The sequence below is a fragment of the Novosphingobium aquae genome (assembly GCF_037572715.1).
Classification (GTDB): domain Bacteria; phylum Pseudomonadota; class Alphaproteobacteria; order Sphingomonadales; family Sphingomonadaceae; genus Novosphingobium; species Novosphingobium aquae.
Genome location: NZ_JBBHJY010000002.1, coordinates 351917 through 371732, shown reverse-complemented (window position 1 = coordinate 371732; position 19816 = coordinate 351917). Strand labels below are relative to the sequence as shown.

General features: G+C 64.3%; 23 protein-coding genes. 12 read left to right on the top strand and 11 right to left on the bottom strand.

Annotated elements, in window-relative coordinates; translation table 11 throughout:
- The first annotated feature begins 26 nt into the window (after window positions 1–26).
- On the top strand, window positions 27–1601 hold the full coding sequence (locus WG900_RS07140) for an AmpG family muropeptide MFS transporter (protein WP_339965891.1): 1575 nt from the start codon (window positions 27–29) through the stop codon (window positions 1599–1601).
- Here the strand turns inward: WG900_RS07140 and WG900_RS07135 are convergent.
- From WG900_RS07135 to trpB, 5 genes are read right to left on the bottom strand one after another with little or no spacing between them, the layout of a single operon-like run.
- Window positions 1579–2826: a bifunctional folylpolyglutamate synthase/dihydrofolate synthase gene (locus tag WG900_RS07135; RefSeq protein ID WP_339965889.1), complete on the bottom strand. Its 1248-nt coding sequence runs from the start codon at window positions 2824–2826 to the stop codon at window positions 1579–1581. The two genes, WG900_RS07140 and WG900_RS07135, sit on opposite strands and share 23 nt — an antisense overlap.
- A complete protein-coding gene (gene accD / locus WG900_RS07130) occupies window positions 2823–3671 on the bottom strand; it encodes an acetyl-CoA carboxylase, carboxyltransferase subunit beta (protein ID WP_339965887.1) in 849 nt (282 codons plus the stop codon). The genes WG900_RS07135 and accD overlap by 4 nt, the downstream gene beginning before the upstream one ends.
- An 8-nt stretch (window positions 3672–3679) precedes the next feature.
- A complete protein-coding gene (gene trpA, locus WG900_RS07125; RefSeq protein WP_339965885.1) occupies window positions 3680–4465 on the bottom strand; it encodes a tryptophan synthase subunit alpha in 786 nt (261 codons plus the stop codon).
- Window positions 4462–4656 (bottom strand): hypothetical protein, encoded by a 195-nt coding sequence (locus tag WG900_RS07120; protein ID WP_339965883.1) that lies wholly within the window; start codon window positions 4654–4656, stop codon window positions 4462–4464. Before WG900_RS07120 ends, trpA begins: the two co-directional genes overlap by 4 nt.
- The gene (gene trpB, locus WG900_RS07115) at window positions 4653–5867 is read right to left on the bottom strand and encodes a tryptophan synthase subunit beta (RefSeq protein ID WP_339965881.1); all 1215 of its coding nucleotides are present in this window, start codon (window positions 5865–5867) and stop codon (window positions 4653–4655) included. Before trpB ends, WG900_RS07120 begins: the two co-directional genes overlap by 4 nt.
- Before the next feature lie 223 nt (window positions 5868–6090).
- Between trpB and WG900_RS07110 the strand changes: the two genes are divergently transcribed.
- Window positions 6091–6552 (top strand): outer membrane protein, encoded by a 462-nt coding sequence (locus WG900_RS07110; protein ID WP_339965879.1) that lies wholly within the window; start codon window positions 6091–6093, stop codon window positions 6550–6552.
- Window positions 6553–6606: 54 nt separating this feature from the next.
- On the opposite strand, the gene WG900_RS07105 is transcribed toward WG900_RS07110, so the two are convergent.
- The 4 genes from WG900_RS07105 to purB form a co-directional block, all read right to left on the bottom strand.
- A complete protein-coding gene (locus WG900_RS07105; protein WP_339965877.1) occupies window positions 6607–7248 on the bottom strand; it encodes a phosphoribosylanthranilate isomerase in 642 nt (213 codons plus the stop codon).
- A gap of 7 nt (window positions 7249–7255) precedes the next feature.
- Window positions 7256–7936, bottom strand: a complete 681-nt coding sequence (gene pyrF, locus WG900_RS07100; RefSeq protein ID WP_339965875.1) for an orotidine-5'-phosphate decarboxylase — start codon at window positions 7934–7936, stop codon at window positions 7256–7258.
- 10 nt (window positions 7937–7946) lie between these two features.
- Window positions 7947–8252 carry a LapA family protein gene (locus tag WG900_RS07095; protein WP_339965874.1) on the bottom strand — a complete coding sequence of 102 codons (306 nt, stop codon included), beginning with the start codon at window positions 8250–8252 and terminating at the stop codon, window positions 7947–7949.
- A gap of 94 nt (window positions 8253–8346) precedes the next feature.
- Entirely contained in the window at window positions 8347–9660 is a 1314-nt protein-coding gene (purB, locus tag WG900_RS07090) for an adenylosuccinate lyase (protein WP_339965873.1), read from the bottom strand.
- A gap of 342 nt (window positions 9661–10002) precedes the next feature.
- Here purB and WG900_RS07085 point away from each other — a divergent pair, with 342 nt between their 5' ends.
- Both WG900_RS07085 and WG900_RS07080 read left to right on the top strand, forming a co-directional pair.
- On the top strand, window positions 10003–11217 hold the full coding sequence (locus WG900_RS07085; RefSeq protein WP_339965872.1) for a cytochrome P450: 1215 nt from the start codon (window positions 10003–10005) through the stop codon (window positions 11215–11217).
- Window positions 11218–11225: 8 nt separating this feature from the next.
- Window positions 11226–11546: a 2Fe-2S iron-sulfur cluster-binding protein gene (locus WG900_RS07080; RefSeq protein WP_339965870.1), complete on the top strand. Its 321-nt coding sequence runs from the start codon at window positions 11226–11228 to the stop codon at window positions 11544–11546.
- Between the two features lie 5 nt (window positions 11547–11551).
- Here WG900_RS07080 and WG900_RS07075 read toward each other — a convergent pair whose 3' ends face one another.
- Both WG900_RS07075 and radC read right to left on the bottom strand, forming a co-directional pair.
- Window positions 11552–12268: an NRDE family protein gene (locus WG900_RS07075; protein WP_339965868.1), complete on the bottom strand. Its 717-nt coding sequence runs from the start codon at window positions 12266–12268 to the stop codon at window positions 11552–11554.
- Window positions 12269–12284: 16 nt separating this feature from the next.
- The gene (radC, locus tag WG900_RS07070) at window positions 12285–13004 is read right to left on the bottom strand and encodes a RadC family protein (protein WP_339965866.1); all 720 of its coding nucleotides are present in this window, start codon (window positions 13002–13004) and stop codon (window positions 12285–12287) included.
- A 68-nt stretch (window positions 13005–13072) separates the two neighbouring features.
- Between radC and WG900_RS07065 the strand changes: the two genes are divergently transcribed.
- The 8 genes from WG900_RS07065 to WG900_RS07030 all read left to right on the top strand — a co-directional run bounded on the left by WG900_RS07065 (window position 13073) and on the right by WG900_RS07030 (window position 19739).
- Window positions 13073–16303 carry an intermembrane phospholipid transport YdbH family protein gene (locus WG900_RS07065; protein WP_339965864.1) on the top strand — a complete coding sequence of 1077 codons (3231 nt, stop codon included), beginning with the start codon at window positions 13073–13075 and terminating at the stop codon, window positions 16301–16303.
- A gap of 47 nt (window positions 16304–16350) precedes the next feature.
- A complete protein-coding gene (locus WG900_RS07060; RefSeq protein ID WP_339965862.1) occupies window positions 16351–16569 on the top strand; it encodes a YnbE family lipoprotein in 219 nt (72 codons plus the stop codon).
- A complete protein-coding gene (locus tag WG900_RS07055) occupies window positions 16569–16961 on the top strand; it encodes a YdbL family probable chaperone protein (RefSeq protein WP_339965860.1) in 393 nt (130 codons plus the stop codon). The genes WG900_RS07060 and WG900_RS07055 overlap by 1 nt, the downstream gene beginning before the upstream one ends.
- A 201-nt stretch (window positions 16962–17162) precedes the next feature.
- Entirely contained in the window at window positions 17163–17483 is a 321-nt protein-coding gene (locus WG900_RS07050) for an AtpZ/AtpI family protein (RefSeq protein ID WP_339965858.1), read from the top strand.
- Between the two features lie 95 nt (window positions 17484–17578).
- On the top strand, window positions 17579–18340 hold the full coding sequence (locus WG900_RS07045; RefSeq protein WP_339965992.1) for a F0F1 ATP synthase subunit A: 762 nt from the start codon (window positions 17579–17581) through the stop codon (window positions 18338–18340).
- A gap of 50 nt (window positions 18341–18390) precedes the next feature.
- Entirely contained in the window at window positions 18391–18618 is a 228-nt protein-coding gene (locus WG900_RS07040; protein WP_101798446.1) for a F0F1 ATP synthase subunit C, read from the top strand.
- Window positions 18619–18700: 82 nt separating this feature from the next.
- The gene (locus WG900_RS07035) at window positions 18701–19192 is read left to right on the top strand and encodes a F0F1 ATP synthase subunit B family protein (protein ID WP_339965855.1); all 492 of its coding nucleotides are present in this window, start codon (window positions 18701–18703) and stop codon (window positions 19190–19192) included.
- Complete coding sequence (locus WG900_RS07030) at window positions 19185–19739, top strand: F0F1 ATP synthase subunit B family protein (RefSeq protein WP_339965853.1); 555 nt, start codon at window positions 19185–19187, stop codon at window positions 19737–19739. The genes WG900_RS07035 and WG900_RS07030 overlap by 8 nt, the downstream gene beginning before the upstream one ends.
- The last annotated feature ends 77 nt before the right edge of the window (window positions 19740–19816 follow it).

Below are 19816 nucleotides of genomic sequence, written 5' to 3'. Positions count from 1 at the left end.
GCCCGGACGCAGGGAGAAGGGTTCGCATGTCGGTTGATCTTATTCGGTTCTTGATTTTCGCCGGCGTCCTGTTGGCGCTCGTCCTGATCGCGACGACCAGCGAGACCTTCCGCCCCTATATCCGCAAGGCGCCGCTGGTCGCCTTCCTGCTCGGCATTTCGAGCGGATTTCCGCTGACCCTGCTGATTGCGACGATGACTTTCTGGCTCGCCAAGGTGGGCATCGATACGGCGACCATCGGTTTCGCCGTGGCGCTGGGTATTCCCTATACGATCAAGTTCCTCTGGGCTCCGCTGGTCGACAAGCTGCCGCTGCCGTTTCTGACCAAGACTTTCGGACAGCGGCGCGGCTGGCTGTTCCTGATTCAGGCGCTGCTGTTCGTATCGGTGTGGCAACTGGGCGCAAGCAATCCGCAGCCCGGCTCCATGGGGGTCTTCGCGGTCTGGGCGCTGATCACCGCATTCCTCTCGGCCACGCAGGATATCGTCATAGACGCCTACCGCATTGAAATCCTTGACGAGGAAGAGTTCGCCCACGGCACCGCGACCAATCAGTTCGGCTATCGTACCGGCAACCTGATTGCCGGCGCCGGCACCATCTATTTCGCCTCGTCCGAAGGGCTGGGGCTGGGCTGGGCGACGGCTTTTGGCCTGACCGCGTTCTGCATCGTGCCCGCCATCATCGGTGCGCTATGGATCGGACCGGGCCGCTTTGTGGACCGCTTCGCCCATGCCAGTGGCATGAAAACGCGGCAGTTCCTGACCGAGGCCGTGGTCAACCCGTTCCGCGAATTCCTCAGCCGCCACGGGGCCTTCCTGATCCTCGGCTTCGTGCTGGTCTACAAGGTGGGCGATGCCATGGGGCAGGCGATGCTGAGCCCGATGATCGTCGACCTGGGCTTTGCCGATCTTGACTACATTTCCGCCAATAAGCTGTGGGGGTTTGCCGCGCTGATCGTCGGATCGGCGCTGGGCGCGCCGTTCATCCTGTGGCTGGGCATGGGCCGCGCGCTGCTGATATCGGGCCTGATGATGATGCTGTCGAACGTGATGTTCATGGTTCTGGCGACGGTGGGTAACAATTACTGGATGCTGGTCGCCGCGATTGCGACCGAGAACCTGACGAGCGGCATCGGCCTGACGGTCTTCACCACCTATCTCTCGGGCCTGTCTTCGATTGCTTATACCGCAACGCAGTTCGCGCTGCTGTCCTCCTTTGCCGGGGTAGGGCGCACCTTCATGGCAGGGCCGGCGGGCATCATTGCCGACAAGGTGGGCTGGGTCGGCTTCTGGGGCTTCACCGTGGTCGCCGCGATCCCGGGAATGCTGCTGCTCTGGGTGCTGTGGAGCAAGGGCTACGTCGTGCAGGGCATCCGCCAGAGCGATGCGGTGAACGACCGCGCTTTGAAGGAACCCATCGGCGCGGCGCGCGCCTTCGGCTTCCTGCTGGTGACGGTGGGACTGGTCGGCGTATTGCTGTCGCAGCCGCTCAAGTGGGCCGGTTCGACCGCGCTGATCTTCGCCGCTGTGCTGCTGCTCGGCGGGCTGATTGCCTGGCTGGGCAATGCCAAGGCTAAAGCTAGTCAGGCAACTCCGCGTTGAGCCTGAGCACTTCGCCAGCAAGGTAGAGCGAACCGGCGATCAGCACCGGCAGGCCGTCATCTGGCAGCGCGGCGAGCGCAGCGGGAACGTCTGCAATGGCACGGGCCTGCGGGCCGAATATCGTGGCCGGGTGATAGTCATGCGCCGGAACCGGCACGGCTGACAGCGTGACGATGTTCTCCGCCAGCGGCCCAGTAAGCGACGCAGGGTCCTTGTTCGCCAGCATCCCCATGATCAGGTGCAGGCGCTGTCCCGCGAAATGCTCACCCAGCGCCGCCCCTGCGCTCGGGTTGTGCCCACCATCGAGCCAGACTTCGCGTGTGCCGGTGAGCGGGCCGGGGGAAAGGCGCTGCAACCGCGCCGGCCAGCGGGCGCTGGCCGCTCCTGCCTGCATTGCGGCTTCGCTTATGGCAACTTTGTCCTGATGCCGCAGCATGGCGATCGCAAGTCCGGCGTTCTGAACCTGATGCCGGCCGGGAATGCCCAGCGGCGAGGCCCATTCCCTCGATTCGGCTTCGAACAGCAGCGCGCCGAGCGTCCGGGCCACCTCGGCAATCGCTGCCTGCGCCTGCGGCGGATAAGCGCTGCCTAGCGTAACGAGCGGCACTCCCGGCTTGGCAATCCCCGCCTTCTCGAACGCGATCCGCGCCATCGGATTGGCCGGCACGCCATCTTCGGGCGCTAGGAGGAACCGTTCGTGATCGATGCCCAGCGCGGCGATGCCGCAGGCCGCCAACACTGCCGGTTGCAGCACGTTGGTCGCATCGAACCTGCCGCCCATGCCGACCTCGACCACGCAGGCCTCGGCAGGCACGCGCGCGAATTCGGCGAAGGCGGCGGCGATGGTGACTTCGAAGAAGCTCGGCTCAAGGTCGAAGCCGATGTCGAGAACTTCCTCCAGAACCTGCGCGAGGCGATCATCGCTGATCAGTGTGCCAGCGAGACGGATGCGCTCGTTGTAGCGGACAAGATGCGGACTGGTGGTGGCGTGGACGCGGTAGCCCTGCGCTTCCAGCATGGCGCGAAGGAAGGCGCAGGTGCTGCCCTTTCCGTTGGTCCCAGCGATATGGAACACCGGCGGCAGGGCCTTTTCCGGGTTGCCCAGCCGCGCGAGGAGGGCGCGCATGGTTTCCAGCCCCAGCCGTCCGTCTGGGACTGTCAGCTGGGCGAGCCGGTCAAGCTGGGCTTGTACGGCGGCGCTGTCAGACGTGGCGAAGTCTTTCACGCCGCCTGGGCGGGCGCCAGGAAGTCCAGCACGCTCGCCAGCGTCGTCTTCAGGTCCTTCCGGTGCACGACCATATCGACCATGCCATGCGCGTGGAGGTATTCGGCGCGCTGGAAGCCCGGCGGCAGTTTCTCACGGATCGTGTCCTGAATCACGCGCTGGCCGGCGAAACCGATCAGGCAGCCCGGCTCGGCAATCTGGACGTCGCCCAGCATGGCATAACTGGCGGTGACGCCGCCGGTCGTGGGATCGGTGAGTACCACGACATAGGGCAGGCCCGCTGCCTTCAACCGCCGCGTGGCGACCGTGGTCTTGGGCATCTGCATCAGGCTGAGAATGCCTTCCTGCATGCGCGCGCCGCCGGCCGCGGTGCATATGACGTAAGGGCTGCTGGTGCGGATCGCTTCGTCCGCGCCGGTGACGAATGCCTCGCCCACGGCCATGCCCATCGACCCGCCCATGAAGGCGAAGTCCTGCACGCCGAGCACGACCTTGTGCCCGCCGATCGTGCCTGCCGCATTGGTCAGTGCATCGGGGTGCGGATTGGCCGCGCGGGCGGCCTTGAGCCGATCAGGATACTTCTTCGAATCGCGGAACTTCAGCGGATCTTCGGCAACCTTGGGGCTGGGAAGGATCGTGAAACCCGCGTCCAGCAGCTGCGTGAACCGGGCATCGGCGCCGATGCGGCCATGATGCTCGCAGCGCGGGCAGACGCTGAGGTTTTCCTCGTACTCCTTGGTGAACAGCATCTCGCTGCACGAAGAGCACTTGGTCCAGAGGTTGTCAGGCGTATCGCGCTTTGTGACGCGCGACAGCGAATTGCGGACTTTTGTGAGCCAGGACATGGGATGCCTTATCGCGCGGAATGGACTGCTTTTGCAAGTGCACGGGTCAGTTCCTGAACAGGTCCCGCCGCATCGGCGCCGTGCTTCGCCACCAGATCGACCAGCGCGGAGCCGACGACGACGCCGTCCGCGTGGCGGGCGATGGCGGCGGCTTGTTCGGGGGTGCGCACGCCGAAGCCGACCGCGACGGGGATTGTCGCCGAAGCCTTGATTCGCGCGACCGCTTCCTCGATCGAGGTCTGCGCCGCCTGCTGCATGCCGGTTATGCCGGCGACCGAGACGTAATAGAGAAAGCCCGAAGACCCATCGAGCACGGCCGGAAGCCGGGCTGCATCGGTGGTCGGGGTGGCGAGGCGGATCAGCGAGACGCCCACGGCGCGCAGTGCCGGGCCGAGCTCGGGATCTTCCTCGGGCGGAATGTCGACGCAGATCACGCCGTCGACGCCAGCCTTCTGGCACTCATTGGCGAACCATTCCGGCCCGCGCGTGATCATCGGGTTGGCATAGCCCATCAGGACCAGCGGCACGTCCGGATGGCGCGCGCGGAAGTTGGCGGCGATGCGGAAGATGTCAGCCGTCGTCGTGCCCGCGCCCAGCGAGCGCAGGTTGGCGCACTGGATCGCCGGGCCATCGGCCATCGGATCGGTGAAGGGCATGCCCAGCTCGATCACGTCCGCGCCGCCTGCGACGAGGGCGTCGAGGATCGCGGCGGTCGCGCCGGGCGTCGGATCACCGCCGGTAACGAAAGTGACGAGGGCGGGGCCCTTGGCGAAAGCGTTGGCGAGGCGGGTCATTGCGGCCTCCCGCCTCGGAAGTTTCGGAAAAACACGAAGATGGCAGCGGCACCCAAGGGCAGGGCCACATCCTGCCAGGTCAGCGCAAAAGGCGGTGTGCCGCTCAGAAACGCGATCAGGCGTGTGATCAGGAACAGACCTATTGCCGCAATGGCAAAGTCACGAGACAGCGCGGAGGCCTGCACGCTCACAGCTCCACCCCCAGATGCTCCGCGACGGAGAAGATGTCCTTGTCACCGCGTCCGCACAGGTTGGCGAGGATGATGCTGTCTTTCGACATCGTCGGCGCGACCTTTTGCACGGCGGCGATGGCGTGAGCGGGTTCCAGTGCGGGGATGATGCCTTCGGTACGGCAGAGCAGTTGGAAGGCGCTCAGCGCTTCGGTGTCGGTGACGCTGGTGTAATCGACGCGGCCGATTTCCTTGAGCCACGAATGTTCCGGCCCGATGCCCGGATAGTCCAGACCCGCGCTGATCGAGTGGCCTTCGAGGATCTGGCCGTCATCGTCCTGCAGCAGATAGGTTTTGTTGCCGTGGAGCACGCCGGGGCGGCCGCCGGCGAGGCTGGCGGCGTGGAGCTTGTCGAGCCCGTGGCCCGCCGCCTCGACGCCAAGCATCTTCACTTCGGCATCGTCGAGGAAGGGATGGAACAGGCCGATGGCGTTGCTGCCGCCGCCGATGGCCGCGACCAGCAGGTCGGGCAAGCGGCCAGTGCGCGAGAGCATCTGTTCGCGGGCTTCTTTGCCAATCACCGACTGGAAATCGCGGACCATTTCCGGATAGGGGTGCGGGCCGGCGGCAGTGCCGATAATGTAGAACGTGTCATGCACATTGGCGACCCAGTCGCGCAGCGCCTCGTTCATCGCGTCTTTGAGCGTGCCCGCGCCGGCGGTGACTGGCACTACCTGCGCGCCGAGCAGCTTCATGCGGAACACGTTGGGCGCCTGCCGCGCCACGTCGGTCGCGCCCATGAATATCACGCAGGGCAGGCCGAAGCGTGCACAGACCGTGGCCGTGGCAACACCGTGCTGGCCCGCACCGGTCTCGGCGATGATCCGGGTCTTGCCCATGCGCATGGCGAGCAGGATCTGGCCGATGCAGTTGTTGATCTTGTGCGCACCGGTGTGGTTCAGCTCGTCGCGCTTGAACCAGACCTGTGCACCGCCCAACTCCTCGGTGATGCGGGGCGCGAAGTATAGCGGGCTGGGCCGGCCGACATAGTGTTCGAGCAGGTCGTCGAATTCCGCCTGGAAGGCCGGATCGAGCTTAGCGGCGCGGTAATGCGCTTCAAGGTCAAGGATCAGCGGCATCAGCGTTTCGGCGACATAGCGGCCGCCGAACTGGCCGAAGTGGCCGCGCTCGTCCGGCTGGGCGCGGTACGAATTGGGGCTTGGCGCGTTCATGGCCGGCGCTTGGCAGAGAGGCGCGACCGTGTCCAGTCTTTGCCCTCCAGCAAGGCAATTGATCGCTCGTTCATGCCAGCGACAGATTGTGTTGCACTGCGGCAACACTATGTTGCAATGCCGCATTTTTGACACCATTTGTTCATTGCAGCGAAATGTAACCGAGCCTAACCGGCCCCCGCCCCCGGACAAGAAGGGGCATGAAAACTCAGGAGTTTACCTTATGAAGAAGCTGATTCTCGCGCTGGCCGCCACGGCCGCTTTCGCCTCGCCCGCCCTTGCCAACGAAACCCGCGTCGAAGCACGCGGCGGCGTGATCTGGGACAGCGGCGTAACCGAAGACGTGTACGGCGTTGCTCTCGGCTACGACTTCGACCTCGGCAGCTCGGCATTCGCCGGCGTTGAAGTGTCGGGTGACAAGATTGCCACCACCGGCACCAAGGTTGCTTTCGGCCTGACCGGTCGTCTCGGCGCCAAGATGGGCACCTCGACCAAGCTGTTCGTCGATGGCGGCTACACCACCGAATCGTGCGATCTGTGCGACAGCTCGATCCACGCCGGCGTTGGCGTTGAGCAGGCCCTGACGAGCAACGTCTATGGCAAGCTCGCCTATCGCCACTACTTCTTCGACAACAACGTTTCGGATTCGGACGCTGTGGTTGTCGGCGTTGGCTTCAAGTTCTGATCTAACCGATCAGTCTTAAATCGAGGGGCGGTCCGGCGACGGGCCGCCCCTTTTTTAGGTGCCGCGGGCTGCGGCGCAGAAGGCGGCGATTTTCTCGGCGTCCTTGACCCCCGGTGCAGATTCCACGCCCGACGAGGTGTCGACCAGCGGCGCTCCGGTCAGGCGGACAGCTTCAGCGACGTTCGCCGGCGAAAGCCCCCCTGCCAAGCCCCACGGTGCGCGATTTTTCCAGCCCGCCAGCAGCGACCAGTCAAAGCTCAGCCCCATGCCGCCGGGCAGCGTGCCTTTTGGTGTCTTGGCATCAAACAGCACCAGATCAGCCGCGCCGGCATAGCGCGCCGCCCGTTCGACATCTGCGGCTGAGGCAATCGGCACGGCCTTCCATACCGGCAAGCCGGTCTGCGCTTTTACCTGCGCCACCCGTTCGGGGCTTTCCTCACCATGGAGCTGGATAACATCGAGTGCGCTGGCCGCGACCGCATCGGCGATTGTCGCGTCGTCGGCATCGACGAACAGCCCGACCCTGGTGACATGGCCGGCAGCCCTTGCGCCCAGCCCCTGGGCCTCTGCCAAGGTCAGGTGCCGCGGGCTGCGTTCAAAGAACACGAAGCCGCAGTATTCCGCCCGCGCCGCGATCACGGCGTCGAGTGCTTGCGCCGAATTGACGCCGCAGATCTTGATCCGGGGCGCCGGCATCAGCGGTTCAGAGCGTGGCTTCAATTGCCCGCGCGGCGGCTACCGGGTCTTCGGCGCGGCTGATCGGGCGGCCTATGACCAGCACCGAAGCACCGCCATCACGCGCCTGCCGGGGGGTGACGATGCGCTTCTGGTCAGCGTGGTTGCCGCCGCCTGCCTCGGCCGGACGCAGGCCGGGGACGACGAAGAAGCCGTTCTTCCAGCGCTTGTGAATCTCGCCGATTTCGTGACCCGAACAGACGATACCGTCGAGCCCGGCTTCTCGCGCCAGATCGGCCAGTCGCAGCGCCTGATCGTGCGCGCTGCCGCCAACGCCGGTTGCGGCAAGGTCATCGTCATCCAGACTGGTCAGTACCGTCACCGCAACAACCTTGGTGCGTTCACCCGCCGCGGCCTTGGCATCCTCCATCATCGCGCGTCCGCCGGCGGCGTGGACCGTGACGATCGCCGGTTGGAGCACGTGGATCGCCTGCATGGCCGATGCGACGGTATTGGGAATGTCATGCAGCTTGAGGTCGAGGAAGATCGGCAGACCGACATGGGCAATCTCGTGCACGCCGTGGTGGCCATGAGCGCAGAAGAATTCGAGCCCCAGCTTGAGCCCGCCAACATGGCCCTTCACCTTCTGGGCGAGCGCAAGCGCGGCGTCGAGGCGGGGCAGGTCGAGGGCGAGGTAGATCGGGTTCACAAATGCTCCGTCAGTTGGCCGGGTTTTCAGGCTGCGCTTCGGCAAGGCTGGTGGTGGAAAGCGACGGCGCGGAAGTGACCGTCGCGGCGTCCTTCAGGCTCGAAATCTGCCGGTTCAGCCGCCACCGCGTACCGGTGTGCAGCAGCCACATTGGCAGCATCCCCAGCAGGAAGGCAACCAGCAGCAGTACCGGCAGCTTCGTTTCCAGAATCAGGTTTTCCCAGATCTTCACCTGGACCACGTTCCAGTTGTTGAAGCCGAAAATCAGCAGCGCGATCAGCAGTACAACCCACACGACAGTCCGGATAATCTGCATTGGATCGAACCCTTTCCCGTTCACTTGGCAGCGATGCTAGGCGCGATGCCTTGCCGGGGCAAGGCGTTGCAGTCCTTGGGCAACCGGCAGCAACTTACTCCCCGAACACCCGCGCGAAGATCGTGTCGATGGCCTTGAAGTGATAGTCGAGGTTGAACTTGTCCTCGAGTTCTGCCGCGCTCATCACCGCGCTAACTTCGGGATCGGCCTTGAGCAGTTCGAGCAGCGACAATTGTCCGTCGCTTTCCCACACCTTCATCGCATTGCGCTGGACAAGGCGGTAGCTGGCATCGCGCTCGAGACCCGCCTGCGTCAGCGCCAGCAAGACACGCTGCGAGTGGACAAGGCCGCCCATCTTGTCGAGGTTCTTCTGCATCCGCTCAGGATAGATCAGCAGCTTGTCGACAACTCCGGTCAGACGGGCAAGCGCGAAGTCGAGCGTGATCGTCGCATCGGGGCCGATGAAGCGTTCGACCGATGAGTGCGAAATGTCGCGCTCATGCCACAAGGCCACGTTCTCGAGCGCCGGGGTGACGGCCGAGCGGACCATGCGGGCAAGGCCGGTGAGGTTTTCGGTCAGGATCGGGTTGCGCTTGTGTGGCATCGCCGACGAGCCCTTTTGTCCGGGCGAGAAGTATTCCTCGGCCTCCAGAACTTCGGTACGCTGCAAGTGGCGAATCTCGATGGCGAGGCGCTCGATCGACGAGGCAATGACGCCCAGCGTGGCGAAATACATCGCATGGCGATCGCGCGGGATCACCTGCGTCGATACCGGCTCGACCTCGAGGCCGAGCTTTTCGGCGACATATTCCTCAACCGACGGATCGATATTGGCGAAGGTGCCGACCGCGCCCGAAATCGCGCAGGTCGCGACTTCGGCGCGTGCGGCAACGAGGCGGGCACGGCAGCGGGTGAACTCGGCATAGGCCTCGGCCAGCTTCTTGCCGAAGGTGGTGGGTTCGGCGTGGATGCCATGGCTTCGGCCGATGGTCGGCGTGTACTTGTGCTCCAGCGCGCGGCGCTTGATCGCGGCAAGCAGCGCATCGATGTCGGCGATCAGCAGGTCGCTCGCCTGGGCCAGCTGCACCGACAGCGTGGTGTCGAGCACGTCAGAGCTGGTCATGCCCTGGTGCATGAAGCGCGCCTCGGGGCCGACCTGCTGGGCAACCCAGTCAAGGAAGGCGATGACGTCGTGCTTGGTCACGGCCTCGATTGCATCAATCGCGGGAACGTCGATGGCCGGGTTCGTCGCCCACCAGTCCCACAGCGCCTTGGCACCCGATGCGGGAACGACGCCCAGCTCGCCCAGCTTCTGCGTGGCGTGCGCCTCGATCTCGAACCAGATGCGATAGCGCGCTTCCGGCTCCCAGATGGCTGTCATCGCGGGGCGGGCGTAGCGAGGGACCATGTTTCGACTCCTATCGGGCTGTGCGCGTGCCGCTAGGGCGAGGGGGCGCGGAAGGCAAGGGGCGGGGGCGCGCAAGACGGCAGCCAAGTTTATTGACTGGACACACTGGACACAGTCCTGAAGCTAGAATCGAAGGCCCTGAATGCGCGAAGGCCGCGCACCTGGTCCGGCCTTTGGTGACCAGTCGGGATTGGACGCGGCAGGCCGCGTGCAGGGGAATTCGGCACGGCGCGCACCTTGCCAGTCCGGGGCCGTGTAGGAAATGGCATTGGCGTTGTCCCTCGGCGGCAATGCCGTCACACCGCGCTTGCCATGTGATATAGTATGGATCATATCTGCGCGATGGCTACACAACCCGACAGCGCCCCCGCCACATGCCCGCTCGGCCACGGCCGCGATGATCGCAAGAGTGCGGCGATGGCCGATGCGATGCTCACTCCGCAACCAGGCGCGCGGGTGATCGAACGCTTTTATCCCGCACGTGACATGCTGCGCTCGGCCAAGGTGCGGCAGGCCGGCGCCCACGCCGCCGGTACCGACATTTCCGCTCCAGCCGACGTTTCGTTCTTCTTCCTCGACGGGGAAGAGCACCGCAAACGCCGCGCCTCGGTCGCCGGCCTGTTTGCGCCCAAGACTATCGTCAACCGCCATCAGGTGGTGATGAACCGGACGATGGACCTGCTTGAGGCCAAGCTGAAACGGCTTGGCTCCGCGCCGCTCGATGAACTCAGCTTCCAGATGGCGGTTGATGTTACGGCTGACATCATCGGGCTGACCAACAGCGATTCGAACGAGAACCTCGCCCAGCGGATCAAGGCCGTGCTCGACAGTTCGGCATCGCGCCGGCCCGGATTGATCGGCAATCTGGTATTTGGCGCGCGGATGGCTTGGCGGGTAGGCCAGTTCTATCGCAGGGACCTGAAGCCCGCGATCGATGCGCGGCGCAAAGTGCCGCAGGACGATGTGATTTCGGCGATGATCAAGGACGGCGCCGGGCGCAAGCTGATGATCATGGAGGCTCTGTCCTATGGCGGCGCGGGTATGATGACGACGCGCGAGTTTATCGTCATGGCCGCATGGCACCTGTTCGGGAATGAGGCGCTGCGGACGCGCTATCTGAACGGCGATGAAGCCGATCAGCTTGCCATCCTGCAGGAAATCCTGCGGCTGGAACCGGTGGCATCGCTCGTCCACCGCCGCATTGCCGAACCGGTCGCGCCCTATGAGGCCGGGGGCGATGTTTACACGGCAGGCGACGTAGTCGCGGTCAGCATCCGCGCGGTCAACACCGACGAGGCGATCACTGGCCCATGCCCCTATGAACTCGATCCCGACAGGGCGAAGCGGATGAAAGTGCTCGGCCCCTATCTCAGCTTTGGCGATGGCGCGCACCGTTGCCCCGGCGCTCAGGTTGCCTTGCACGAGACGCGGATTTTCCTCGACCGCCTGTTTCGTCTGCCCGGAATTCGGCTGGTGAGCGAGCCGACGGTGCTGTGGAACGCTTTCATCCAGGGCTATGAATTGCGCGGCGCGGTTGTCGCCTGCGATCCGGCCTGAACGCGGCAATGGCGCAGGTTACCTTCATCGCCTTTGATGGCAGTGAAATGCAGATCGATGCGACTGGCGGCATTTCGCTGATGGAGAATGCTGTCGCCAATGGCGTGGACGGGATCGAGGCGCAGTGCGGCGGCAATGCCTATTGCGGCACGTGCCGGGTGATTCCGCAGGGCGCGTGGGGCGATCGGCTGGGGCCGCGCGGCGATGTCGAGGAGGGGCTGCTCTCCTCGCTCGACGAAGACAATCCAGGCGTGCGCCTGTCCTGCCAGATCACGGTGAGTGAGGCACTTGACGGACTGGTGGTGAGGTTGCCTGAGAGCCAGAGCTGAGAAGTTCAGGCCCAGCGGAAGGCGAGCTCGGTCTCGCCGCTGACGTTGCCCTTCGCGTCGAACCGTCGTTCAACGATCCTTCCAGCGCCATCCGCGTCCACCGCGATCACGGTGGAGCAGCGTGTGCCGTAGATCGGGTCCTTGATGAACACCCCGGAGAGGCGCGGTTCGGGATCGGTGCGGCGGCTGTCTACCGGTTCGCGCGCGGTTTCATCGCGCAGGGCAGCGAAGAGCGGATCGAACCCGGCGTCGCCTTCCGGCCAGTGTGATAGCGCGCCGCAAAGCTGCGCCGCCTTGGGCCAGGGGTGATCGAACGGGCCATTGGAAATGCCGTGGATGCCGGGCGGCAGGACTCCGCTCGATTGCGGCCAGTTGGTGCGGAAATGCAGGCCATCCGGTCCGGCACAGATCAGGTTGAACGGGTTCATTGCCGCGGTATCGCCAAGGCCTTCGCCAGCCAGCCAGCCCGTCACCAGCCCGCCGCGCGTCAGCCGGTCCGGTTTAGGATAGCCCTCGACACGGTGATTGGTGACCAGAGCAAAGCGCCCCGCAGCATTGATGCCCAGCCAAGTGCCGCCCGCGCGCAGATCGCGCCCGGCGATGGTGCCATCGTCCCACAGCGATAGCGGCGCGGTTGGGCGTTCGTGGAACTCGTCGCGATTGGCTGCCACGACCAGCCGCCAGCGCGGATGCGCATTCCATGCGACGGCTGCTACGCACATGGAGGTTGGGGACACATCAGATCAGCCCCTTCGCTTTCAGGCTGACATGGCCTTGCCGCCCGATGATCACGTGATCGTGAACCACCACGCCGAGCAGCCGGCCGGCCTCGGCAATCTTGTTGGTGATCTGGATATCGGCGCGGCTGGGTTCGGGGGAGCCTGAGGGGTGATTGTGGACCAGGATGATTGCGCCCGCGCCAAGATCGAGCGCGCGCTTGATGATCTCGCGCGGGTGAACGGCGGCTTCGTCGATGCTGCCTTCGCCCTGAACCTCGTCGGCAATAAGCTGGTTGCGCACGTCGAGGAACAGCACGCGCACCTGCTCAACCTTGAGGTGCGCCATCGCGATTGTCAGGTAATCGATCAGTGCCTGCCATGACGCGAGCAAGGGCCGGTCCTCTACGCCCGCCTTTGCCAGCCGGCGCGCCGCGATGGCGACGATCTTCATGGCCGCCGCGCTCGTCTCGCCCATGCCGGGGTGGTTCGCCAGCGTCCGCGCATCGGCATTGAGCACCCCAGCCAAGGAACCGAAGCGCGTCAGGAGCGTTCTGGCGAGGGGTTTGACGTCCTTTCTGGGGATCGCGGTCATGAGCAGGTATTCGATCACCTCATGATCGGCGAGAGCATCTTCGCCGCTGCCGACCAGCCGGGCCCGCAGGCGTGCGCGGTGACCGCTCGGATCATGACCCGGCTTTGGCGCGTCTTTCTCGCCTGCAAACAGTTCGCTTGTCGCCACGGGTTCAGGTCTCCGCAAGTCTGGTGGCAGCATTGCCTTTCGATTGCCAAACGCGCAAGTGTGAGACGATGACGCAAGAGGCCGATATTGCAGCGGAAATCGAGGAGGTGGTCAAACAGGCCCGCCGCCGCTGGCCGCTTGTGCTCGGCATTGTCCTGCTGGTCATCGCCATCGCGCTCGGCATTACCTGGCTGAACCGCGAGCGTATTGCCGACAATGTCGTGGGCAGCCGGCTCGAAACGCTGGGCCTGCCGGGGACATACAAGATTGAATCAATCAGCCCCAGTCGGCAGGTCGTCACCAATGTCGTGATCGGCAATCCCGCCGACCCGGACCTCACTGTCGAGCGCGCCGAAGTGCAGATCATCCCGCGCTTCGGCTGGCCGGTGATTGGTGAGGTAAAGCTCATCAAGGCAAGACTTTACGGCACGGTCCAACAAGGCAAGGTGAGCTTTGGCAGCCTCGACAAGGTGCTGTTCTCCGGCAAGGCCGACACGGCATTCCGCTTGCCCGACATGGATATCGTGCTGCAGGACGCGCGCGCGCGGATCGATGGCGATCTCGGCGTGATCGGGATCAAGGCCGAAGGCGCGGGCAATCTACGCTCAGGCTTTGCCGGTGAACTCGCCGCCATTTCCGAAGACCTCGCGATCAAGGGCTGCAAGGCGGGCAAGGCGACGCTTTACGGCAAGGTGAAGATCACCGGCGAGCGGCCCTCTTTCAGTGGCCCGATGCGCCTCGCTTCACTGGCTTGTCCAGCATCTAGTCTCGCGCTGCGCGATGCGGCGGTGCAGGTTGACGGCACGCTCGACAAGTCGCTCGATGGCGGGGACGCCTCGCTGGTGCCGCGCATTGCCGGGCTGGATCTGGGCTCCAATCGCCTTGGCGCGATCGGTGGCAAGGCCGATGTGACCTACCGCAAGCAGGCGATGAATGCGCGCTATGAACTGACCGCCGGAACTCTCGCCACGCCGCAGCTTTCGGCATCGCGGGTGACGCTGAACGGGGCTCTCCGCAGCGCCGATGCCTTCGCGAAGATCGAGAGTGACGGCAAACTTACAGCCGCCGATCTGCGCGTCGGCAAGGGTCTTGATGGAGCGCTGGCCTCTGCCCAGAAGTCTGCCGCCAAGACCTTGGCCGAGCCGCTGCTGGCTCAACTGCGCGGCGCGCTTGCCCGTCATGCACCGGGTAGCCGGATGAGCGCCGATTTCGTGCTGCGGCAGACCGGGCAGATCACCAACCTCATCGTCCCGCAGGCGACTGTCACCGGCGGCAGCGGCGAGGTCATTCTTGGCGTGTCGCGCGGCGAACTCGTTACCGGCGGTGCGCCCGCACCGCGGCTCGCGGGCAATTTCCAGACAGGCGGGGCAGGGATGCCGCGCATCACCGGGACGCTTGAACGCCGCGCCGGGGGCATGACGCTGATCCGCATGGCCATGGCCGACTATGCCGCGCGCGGAGCCAGCCTTGCCATTCCGCAATTGGTGCTGGCGCAGGGGCCGGACGGCACGCTCGGCTTCGTAGGCAATGCCCGTGTGAACGGGGCGATTCCCGAAGGTTCGGTCAAAAACCTCGAAATGCCGCTCGATGGCCGCTGGGCTCCGGGTCGTAGCCTCGAACTGTGGCGAGGATGCCGACAGATCCGCTTCAACGGATTGACCTTTTCCGGCCTGACACTGGGCCGCGAGGCGATAGACCTGTGCCCCGGTGCGGGCGGGGCGATCGTGCGTTCCACGGCGCAGGGCCTGGCCATCGCGGCGCGCACCGGGCGGCTCGACCTCAATGGGCGATTGAAGACAACGCCGATCCGCATCGTCAGCGGCGCGACCAGCTTTTCCAATCCCGGCACACTCTCTGCCGATGCGCTGGTCGTCACCATCGGCGCCACGGCCAGTGCCACCGAATTGCGCATTGGCACCCTGCGCGCCAATGTCGGCCAAGCCTTCGACGGCACTTTCGCCAATACCGAGGCTCGGATTGGCGCCGTGCCGCTCGATATCGTCGAAGCGCAGGGCAATTGGCGCTTTGCCGGCGGAAAATTGAACCTCAGCGGCAGCAGCTTCCGCCTGCTTGACCGCGAACAGGTCGACCGCTTCGAGCCGCTGGTGGCGCGCGATGCCGTGCTTGAAATGGCGGGCAACCGCATCACCGCCAATGCCCTGATGCGCGAGCCGCGCAGCGACCGGGCGATCGTTCAGGCTGATATCGTCCATGACCTCAACAGCGCGGTGGGCTTTGCCGACCTGTCGGTGCCGGCGATCACCTTCGACAGCCGGCTCCAGCCAGATACGATCACCGCCATCGCGCGCGGCATCGTCGCCAATGTGCGCGGCATCGTCACCGGCAAGGGGCGGATCGACTGGAACGCGCGCGGCGTCACCAGCACCGGATCCTTCACCACCGAAGGCATGGACCTCGCCGCGCCCTTCGGTCCGGCTAAGGGCGTATCGGGCACGATTGTCTTCACCGACCTGCTCGGCATCGTCACCGCACCGGACCAGAAGCTACGCATGGCCTCGGTCAATCCGGGCATCGAGGTTGAGGACGGCGTCCTGACCTATGCCATCAAGCCGAACCTGCAGCTCGATATCGACGGCATCGAATGGCCGTTCATGGATGGCTCGCTGACCCTGCTCCCCACGCGCCTGAACCTCGGTCTGGCGGAAGTGCGGCGTTACGAACTGAAGGTCGTCGGCCTCAACGCCGCGCGCTTCCTTGAGCGGATGGAGATCGGCAACCTTTCGGCCAACGGCACGTTCGATGGCACCCTGCCGCTGGTGTTCGACGAGAACAGCGGCAAGATCGTCGGCGGACTGCTTACCTCGCGCCCGCCCGGCGGCAATGTCTCCTATGTTGGCGAACTTACCTACAAGGACCTGTCCGCCATGGGCAACTTCGCCTTTCAGGCGCTGCGTTCGCTCAACTACAAGCGCATGACGATTGCCATGGACGGTGATCTCGATGGTGAAATGCTCACCCGCGTCCGCTTCGAAGGCGTCAAGCAGGGTGTGGGCACCAAGCAGAACATCATCACCCGCCAGATTGGCAAGCTGCCGATCCAGTTCAACGTCAATATCCGCGCGCCGTTCCAGAAGCTGATCGCCACGGCGCGAATGCTCTATGATCCCACGGCGCTGCCCGATCCGCAAAAGCTGGGGCTGATTGACGCGCAGGGGAAGCCGATTCCGCAAGCAGCACCACAACCGCCGCAAGTTCCGGCCCCGAGCCCAACCCCCAATCCCGGCAATTCGTCGCCCGCACAGGGCGTTCAGCCTCCTGAAAGTGAGAACAGGCCATGATGCATCAAGAATTGACCGGATGCGCTTCGCTTGCGACAGTCCCTGCCATGACAGGGTATCATAAGGGAACGCGGCGTTCGGGCTGGCGCGGATATGCGGCGGCGGTGCTGGTGGGCGGCGTGATGGCGCTTTCCGGTTGTGTATCGGTGGCAGCACCGGACAAGCCGATCGTCATCGAGCTCAACATCAACATCAAGCAGGAGGTTGTCTATCGTCTGGCGCAAGACGCGCAAAAGACGGTGGCGGAAAATGGAGACGTATTCTGATGAAAATCCGTAACGGATTTCTTCGCAGCACCCAGGCCGCAGTTGTGGCAGCCCTGCTGCTTACCTCGGTTGCGGCCAGCGCCCAGCGCGATCCGGCCTATGCCGCCGCGCGTGCGGCGGGCCAAGTGGGTGAGAAGGTCGATGGCTACCTAGGCGTGGTCGGTAATCAGGGGCCTGAGATCCGGCGACTGGTCGATGACATCAACATCAAGCGCAAGGCGATCTATTTCCAGAAGGCGCAGGAACAGAAGGTCACGCCTGACGAATATGCCTTCTCCACCGGCTGCATCAACATGTCGAACGTCGCTGCCGGCGAAAAGTATCAGGCACCGGACGGATCATGGCAGACGCGCGGTGCCGGGCCGGCGATGAAGCATTCCAATTGTCCGTAACTGGCCTGTTGGATGCACGGAAAATTCGGGGCCTCGCCGTTGCCGGCGGGGCCCTTTTTCGTGGTCCGACGCCCCCATCGCGCCGGCGCTCTTTCGCAAGTGCAGCGGACCCGGTTGACTCAAGAGGCACCTCTGCTAAGGGGTCGGCGCCCTCGGCGGGCAGCCGCCATTGTGCCGATCTTCCCTTAAAAGGAGCCTGGCATGAATGATCAGCCGCCCGCACGGGACCCCATTGCCGAGGATGCGCGAATCGAATCGCTCGAAAAGCGGCTGCAAGCCGCCAAAGAGCGGGAAGAAGAGCGCAACCGGCCGGCTTCGAGCGCCTCTACTGATGCGAATTACCGCATGGGTTCCAGGGTGCTTTCGGAGCTTGTAGGGGGCATCGGTGGCGGTGCGCTGATCGGATGGGTCTTTGACCGGTTCGTTGGCACTTCGCCCTGGGGTCTGTTGGTGATGATGTTCCTCGGAATCATCGTTGCCTTCAGGAACATCATCCGGATTTCGAACCGGCGTCCTGACTGAACGCTCCTGCAAGGGGGTACAGTAGGGGCGGCGTTTCATTTGGTATCAGTCAAGAGGGTAGGCGCGTGGCAGCCGAGCAGGGCAAAGTTGATCCGATGCACCAGTTCAAGATCGAGCCGATGTTCGGCACCGATCACTGGGAAGTCGCGGGTTATAGCATCCCCTTCACCAATTCCTCGCTGTGGATGGCGATTGCCACCGTGGCGCTGTTCGTCTTCGTCCTTGGCGGGATGAAGCGCCAGATGGTGCCCGGCCGCTGGCAGATGGCGGTCGAATCGATGACCGGCTTCGTTGATGGCCTGCTCTCCGCCAATATCGGCAAGGCCGGCAAGAAGTATGTGCCCTACGTCTTCTCGCTGTTCATGTTCATTCTCTTCGCCAACGTGCTGGGCCTGCTGCCGCTGGGCCTGATCCCCGGCGTGCACCCCTTCACCTTCACCAGCCACTTCACGGCCACCGGCGTGCTCGCGATCATGAGCTTCGCGATCGTGCTGATCGTCGGCTTCTGGAAGCACAAGCTGCACTTCTTCAGCCTGTTCGTGCCGCATGGCACGCCGCTGCCGATGATCCCGCTGATCTTCGTGATCGAACTGGTGTCCTTCATGGTCCGCCCGTTCAGCCTTGGCCTGCGACTGTTCGTCGCCATGATGGCCGGCCACGTGCTGCTCGAAGTGCTTTCGGGCTTCGTCATCTCCGGCATCAATGCCGGCCTGGGTATCGGCCCGGTCGTCTCGGTCCTCAGCTTCGCGCTGATGGTGGCGATCTGCGCGCTCGAGATCCTGGTCGCCGGCATTCAGGCCTACGTCTTCGCGCTGTTGACCTCGCTTTACATCAACGACGCCGAACATCTTCACTAAGCCGTATTTTTTCCAACCAACACGTATTTTGAGAAAGAGGAGTTAGTACCATGGAACCTGCAAGCGCAAAGCTGATCGGTGCTGGTCTCGCTGCAATTGGCGCCGGTATGGCCGCCATCGGCGTGGGCAACGTCTTCGGTTCGTTCCTTGAAGGCGCACTGCGCAATCCGGGCGCGGCTGATGGCCAGCAGGGCCGCCTGTTCATCGGCTTCGCCGCCGCTGAACTTCTCGGCCTGCTCTCGTTCGTCGTCGCGATGATCCTGATCTTCGTCGCCTGACCTTCGATTGACCAAGACCTGACCGGCCGGGGCCTGCGTCCCGGCCGATCAACCTGATGATTTTCCCCGACGGGACCTGCCAATGCCTCAGATAGCGCAACTTGCCGAGACATATGCCAGCCAGATCTTCTGGATGTTGCTGTTCTTCGGCCTCGTCTTTTTCGTCGTCGGCCGGGGCATGGTGCCCAAGGTCATGGCGACCGTCGAAGCACGTGACAGCCAGATCGCGGCAGACCTTGCCGCGGCCGGTGCTGCCCGCACCCAGGCGGATGCCGAGGAAGAGGCCTGGCGTGTCCAGTCGAACGCCCAGCGCGCGCAGGCTCAGGCCCTGATCGCAGCGGCCAAGGCCAAGGCGGCCACGGCCACCGAAAAGAGCCTCGCCAAGGCGCAGGACAAGATCGACGCCCAGCTTGCTGAAGCGGAGGCCCGTATCGGCGCCGCCAAGGACAAGGGTCTGGCTGAAGTCGCCGGCATTGCCAGCGACGCCGCCAGCCAGATCGTCACCCGCCTGACCGGTGCTGCGATTGATGCCAAGCTGGCCGACAAGGCCGTGAAGGAGGCGCTCAGTGCTTGATCTCGCTCTCCTCGCTGCCGGTCACGGTGCCGCAGGTGCTGCCGAACACGGCGGCGAGCACGTCGGACCTTCCGCATTCGGACTTTCGCCCTCGATGTGGGTTGCCGCCTCGATGGCGACCTTGATCCTGATCGCGCTGAAGCTCGGCGTCCCCAAGATGCTCACCGGCATGCTCGACAAGTCGATTGCCGAGATCCGCAAGCAGCTTGAAGAAGCCAAGGCCCTGCGCGCAGAGGCTGAAGCACTCCGCAAGGAATATGCCGACAAGATCGCCAATGCCGAAAAGGACGCGGCTGAAATGCTCGACCACGCCCGGCACGAAGCAGACGCCATCGTCGCCAAGGCTTCGGCCGACGCCAAGTTGACGATCTCCCGCCGCGAAAAGATGGCGCAGGACAAGATCGCCGCCGCAGAACGCAGTGCGGTTGATGAACTGCGTGCCACGGCCGCCGAAGCCGCCGCCGCCGCCGCCGCCCGCCTGATCGCCGATAACCACGGCGCCAAGGCTGACAAGGTTCTGGTCGACGACGCCATCGGATCGATCTGACAGATTAGAGTTTTCAGCGACGGCTGAATTCGGAAGACCCCCGCTTCGGCGGGGGTTTTTTGCTGCGTCCCCTGCGC

Bases quoted from the DNA above. Each gene is read 5' to 3' on its own strand.
- WG900_RS07140 (WP_339965891.1), top strand. From the start codon at position 27: ATGTCGGTTGATCTTATTCGGTTCTTGATTTTCGCCGGCGTCCTGTTG.
- accD (WP_339965887.1), bottom strand. From the start codon at position 3,671: ATGTCCTGGCTCACAAAAGTCCGCAATTCGCTGTCGCGCGTCACAAAG.
- trpA (WP_339965885.1), bottom strand. From the start codon at position 4,465: ATGACCCGCCTCGCCAACGCTTTCGCCAAGGGCCCCGCCCTCGTCACT.
- trpB (WP_339965881.1), bottom strand. From the start codon at position 5,867: ATGAACGCGCCAAGCCCCAATTCGTACCGCGCCCAGCCGGACGAGCGC.
- WG900_RS07110 (WP_339965879.1), top strand. From the start codon at position 6,091: ATGAAGAAGCTGATTCTCGCGCTGGCCGCCACGGCCGCTTTCGCCTCG.
- WG900_RS07105 (WP_339965877.1), bottom strand. From the start codon at position 7,248: ATGCCGGCGCCCCGGATCAAGATCTGCGGCGTCAATTCGGCGCAAGCA.
- WG900_RS07095 (WP_339965874.1), bottom strand. From the start codon at position 8,252: ATGCAGATTATCCGGACTGTCGTGTGGGTTGTACTGCTGATCGCGCTG.
- purB (WP_339965873.1), bottom strand. From the start codon at position 9,660: ATGGTCCCTCGCTACGCCCGCCCCGCGATGACAGCCATCTGGGAGCCG.
- WG900_RS07085 (WP_339965872.1), top strand. From the start codon at position 10,003: ATGGCTACACAACCCGACAGCGCCCCCGCCACATGCCCGCTCGGCCAC.
- WG900_RS07080 (WP_339965870.1), top strand. From the start codon at position 11,226: ATGGCGCAGGTTACCTTCATCGCCTTTGATGGCAGTGAAATGCAGATC.
- WG900_RS07075 (WP_339965868.1), bottom strand. From the start codon at position 12,268: ATGTGCGTAGCAGCCGTCGCATGGAATGCGCATCCGCGCTGGCGGCTG.
- WG900_RS07065 (WP_339965864.1), top strand. From the start codon at position 13,073: ATGACGCAAGAGGCCGATATTGCAGCGGAAATCGAGGAGGTGGTCAAA.
- WG900_RS07060 (WP_339965862.1), top strand. From the start codon at position 16,351: ATGACAGGGTATCATAAGGGAACGCGGCGTTCGGGCTGGCGCGGATAT.
- WG900_RS07055 (WP_339965860.1), top strand. From the start codon at position 16,569: ATGAAAATCCGTAACGGATTTCTTCGCAGCACCCAGGCCGCAGTTGTG.
- WG900_RS07050 (WP_339965858.1), top strand. From the start codon at position 17,163: ATGAATGATCAGCCGCCCGCACGGGACCCCATTGCCGAGGATGCGCGA.
- WG900_RS07045 (WP_339965992.1), top strand. From the start codon at position 17,579: ATGCACCAGTTCAAGATCGAGCCGATGTTCGGCACCGATCACTGGGAA.
- WG900_RS07040 (WP_101798446.1), top strand. From the start codon at position 18,391: ATGGAACCTGCAAGCGCAAAGCTGATCGGTGCTGGTCTCGCTGCAATT.
- WG900_RS07035 (WP_339965855.1), top strand. From the start codon at position 18,701: ATGCCTCAGATAGCGCAACTTGCCGAGACATATGCCAGCCAGATCTTC.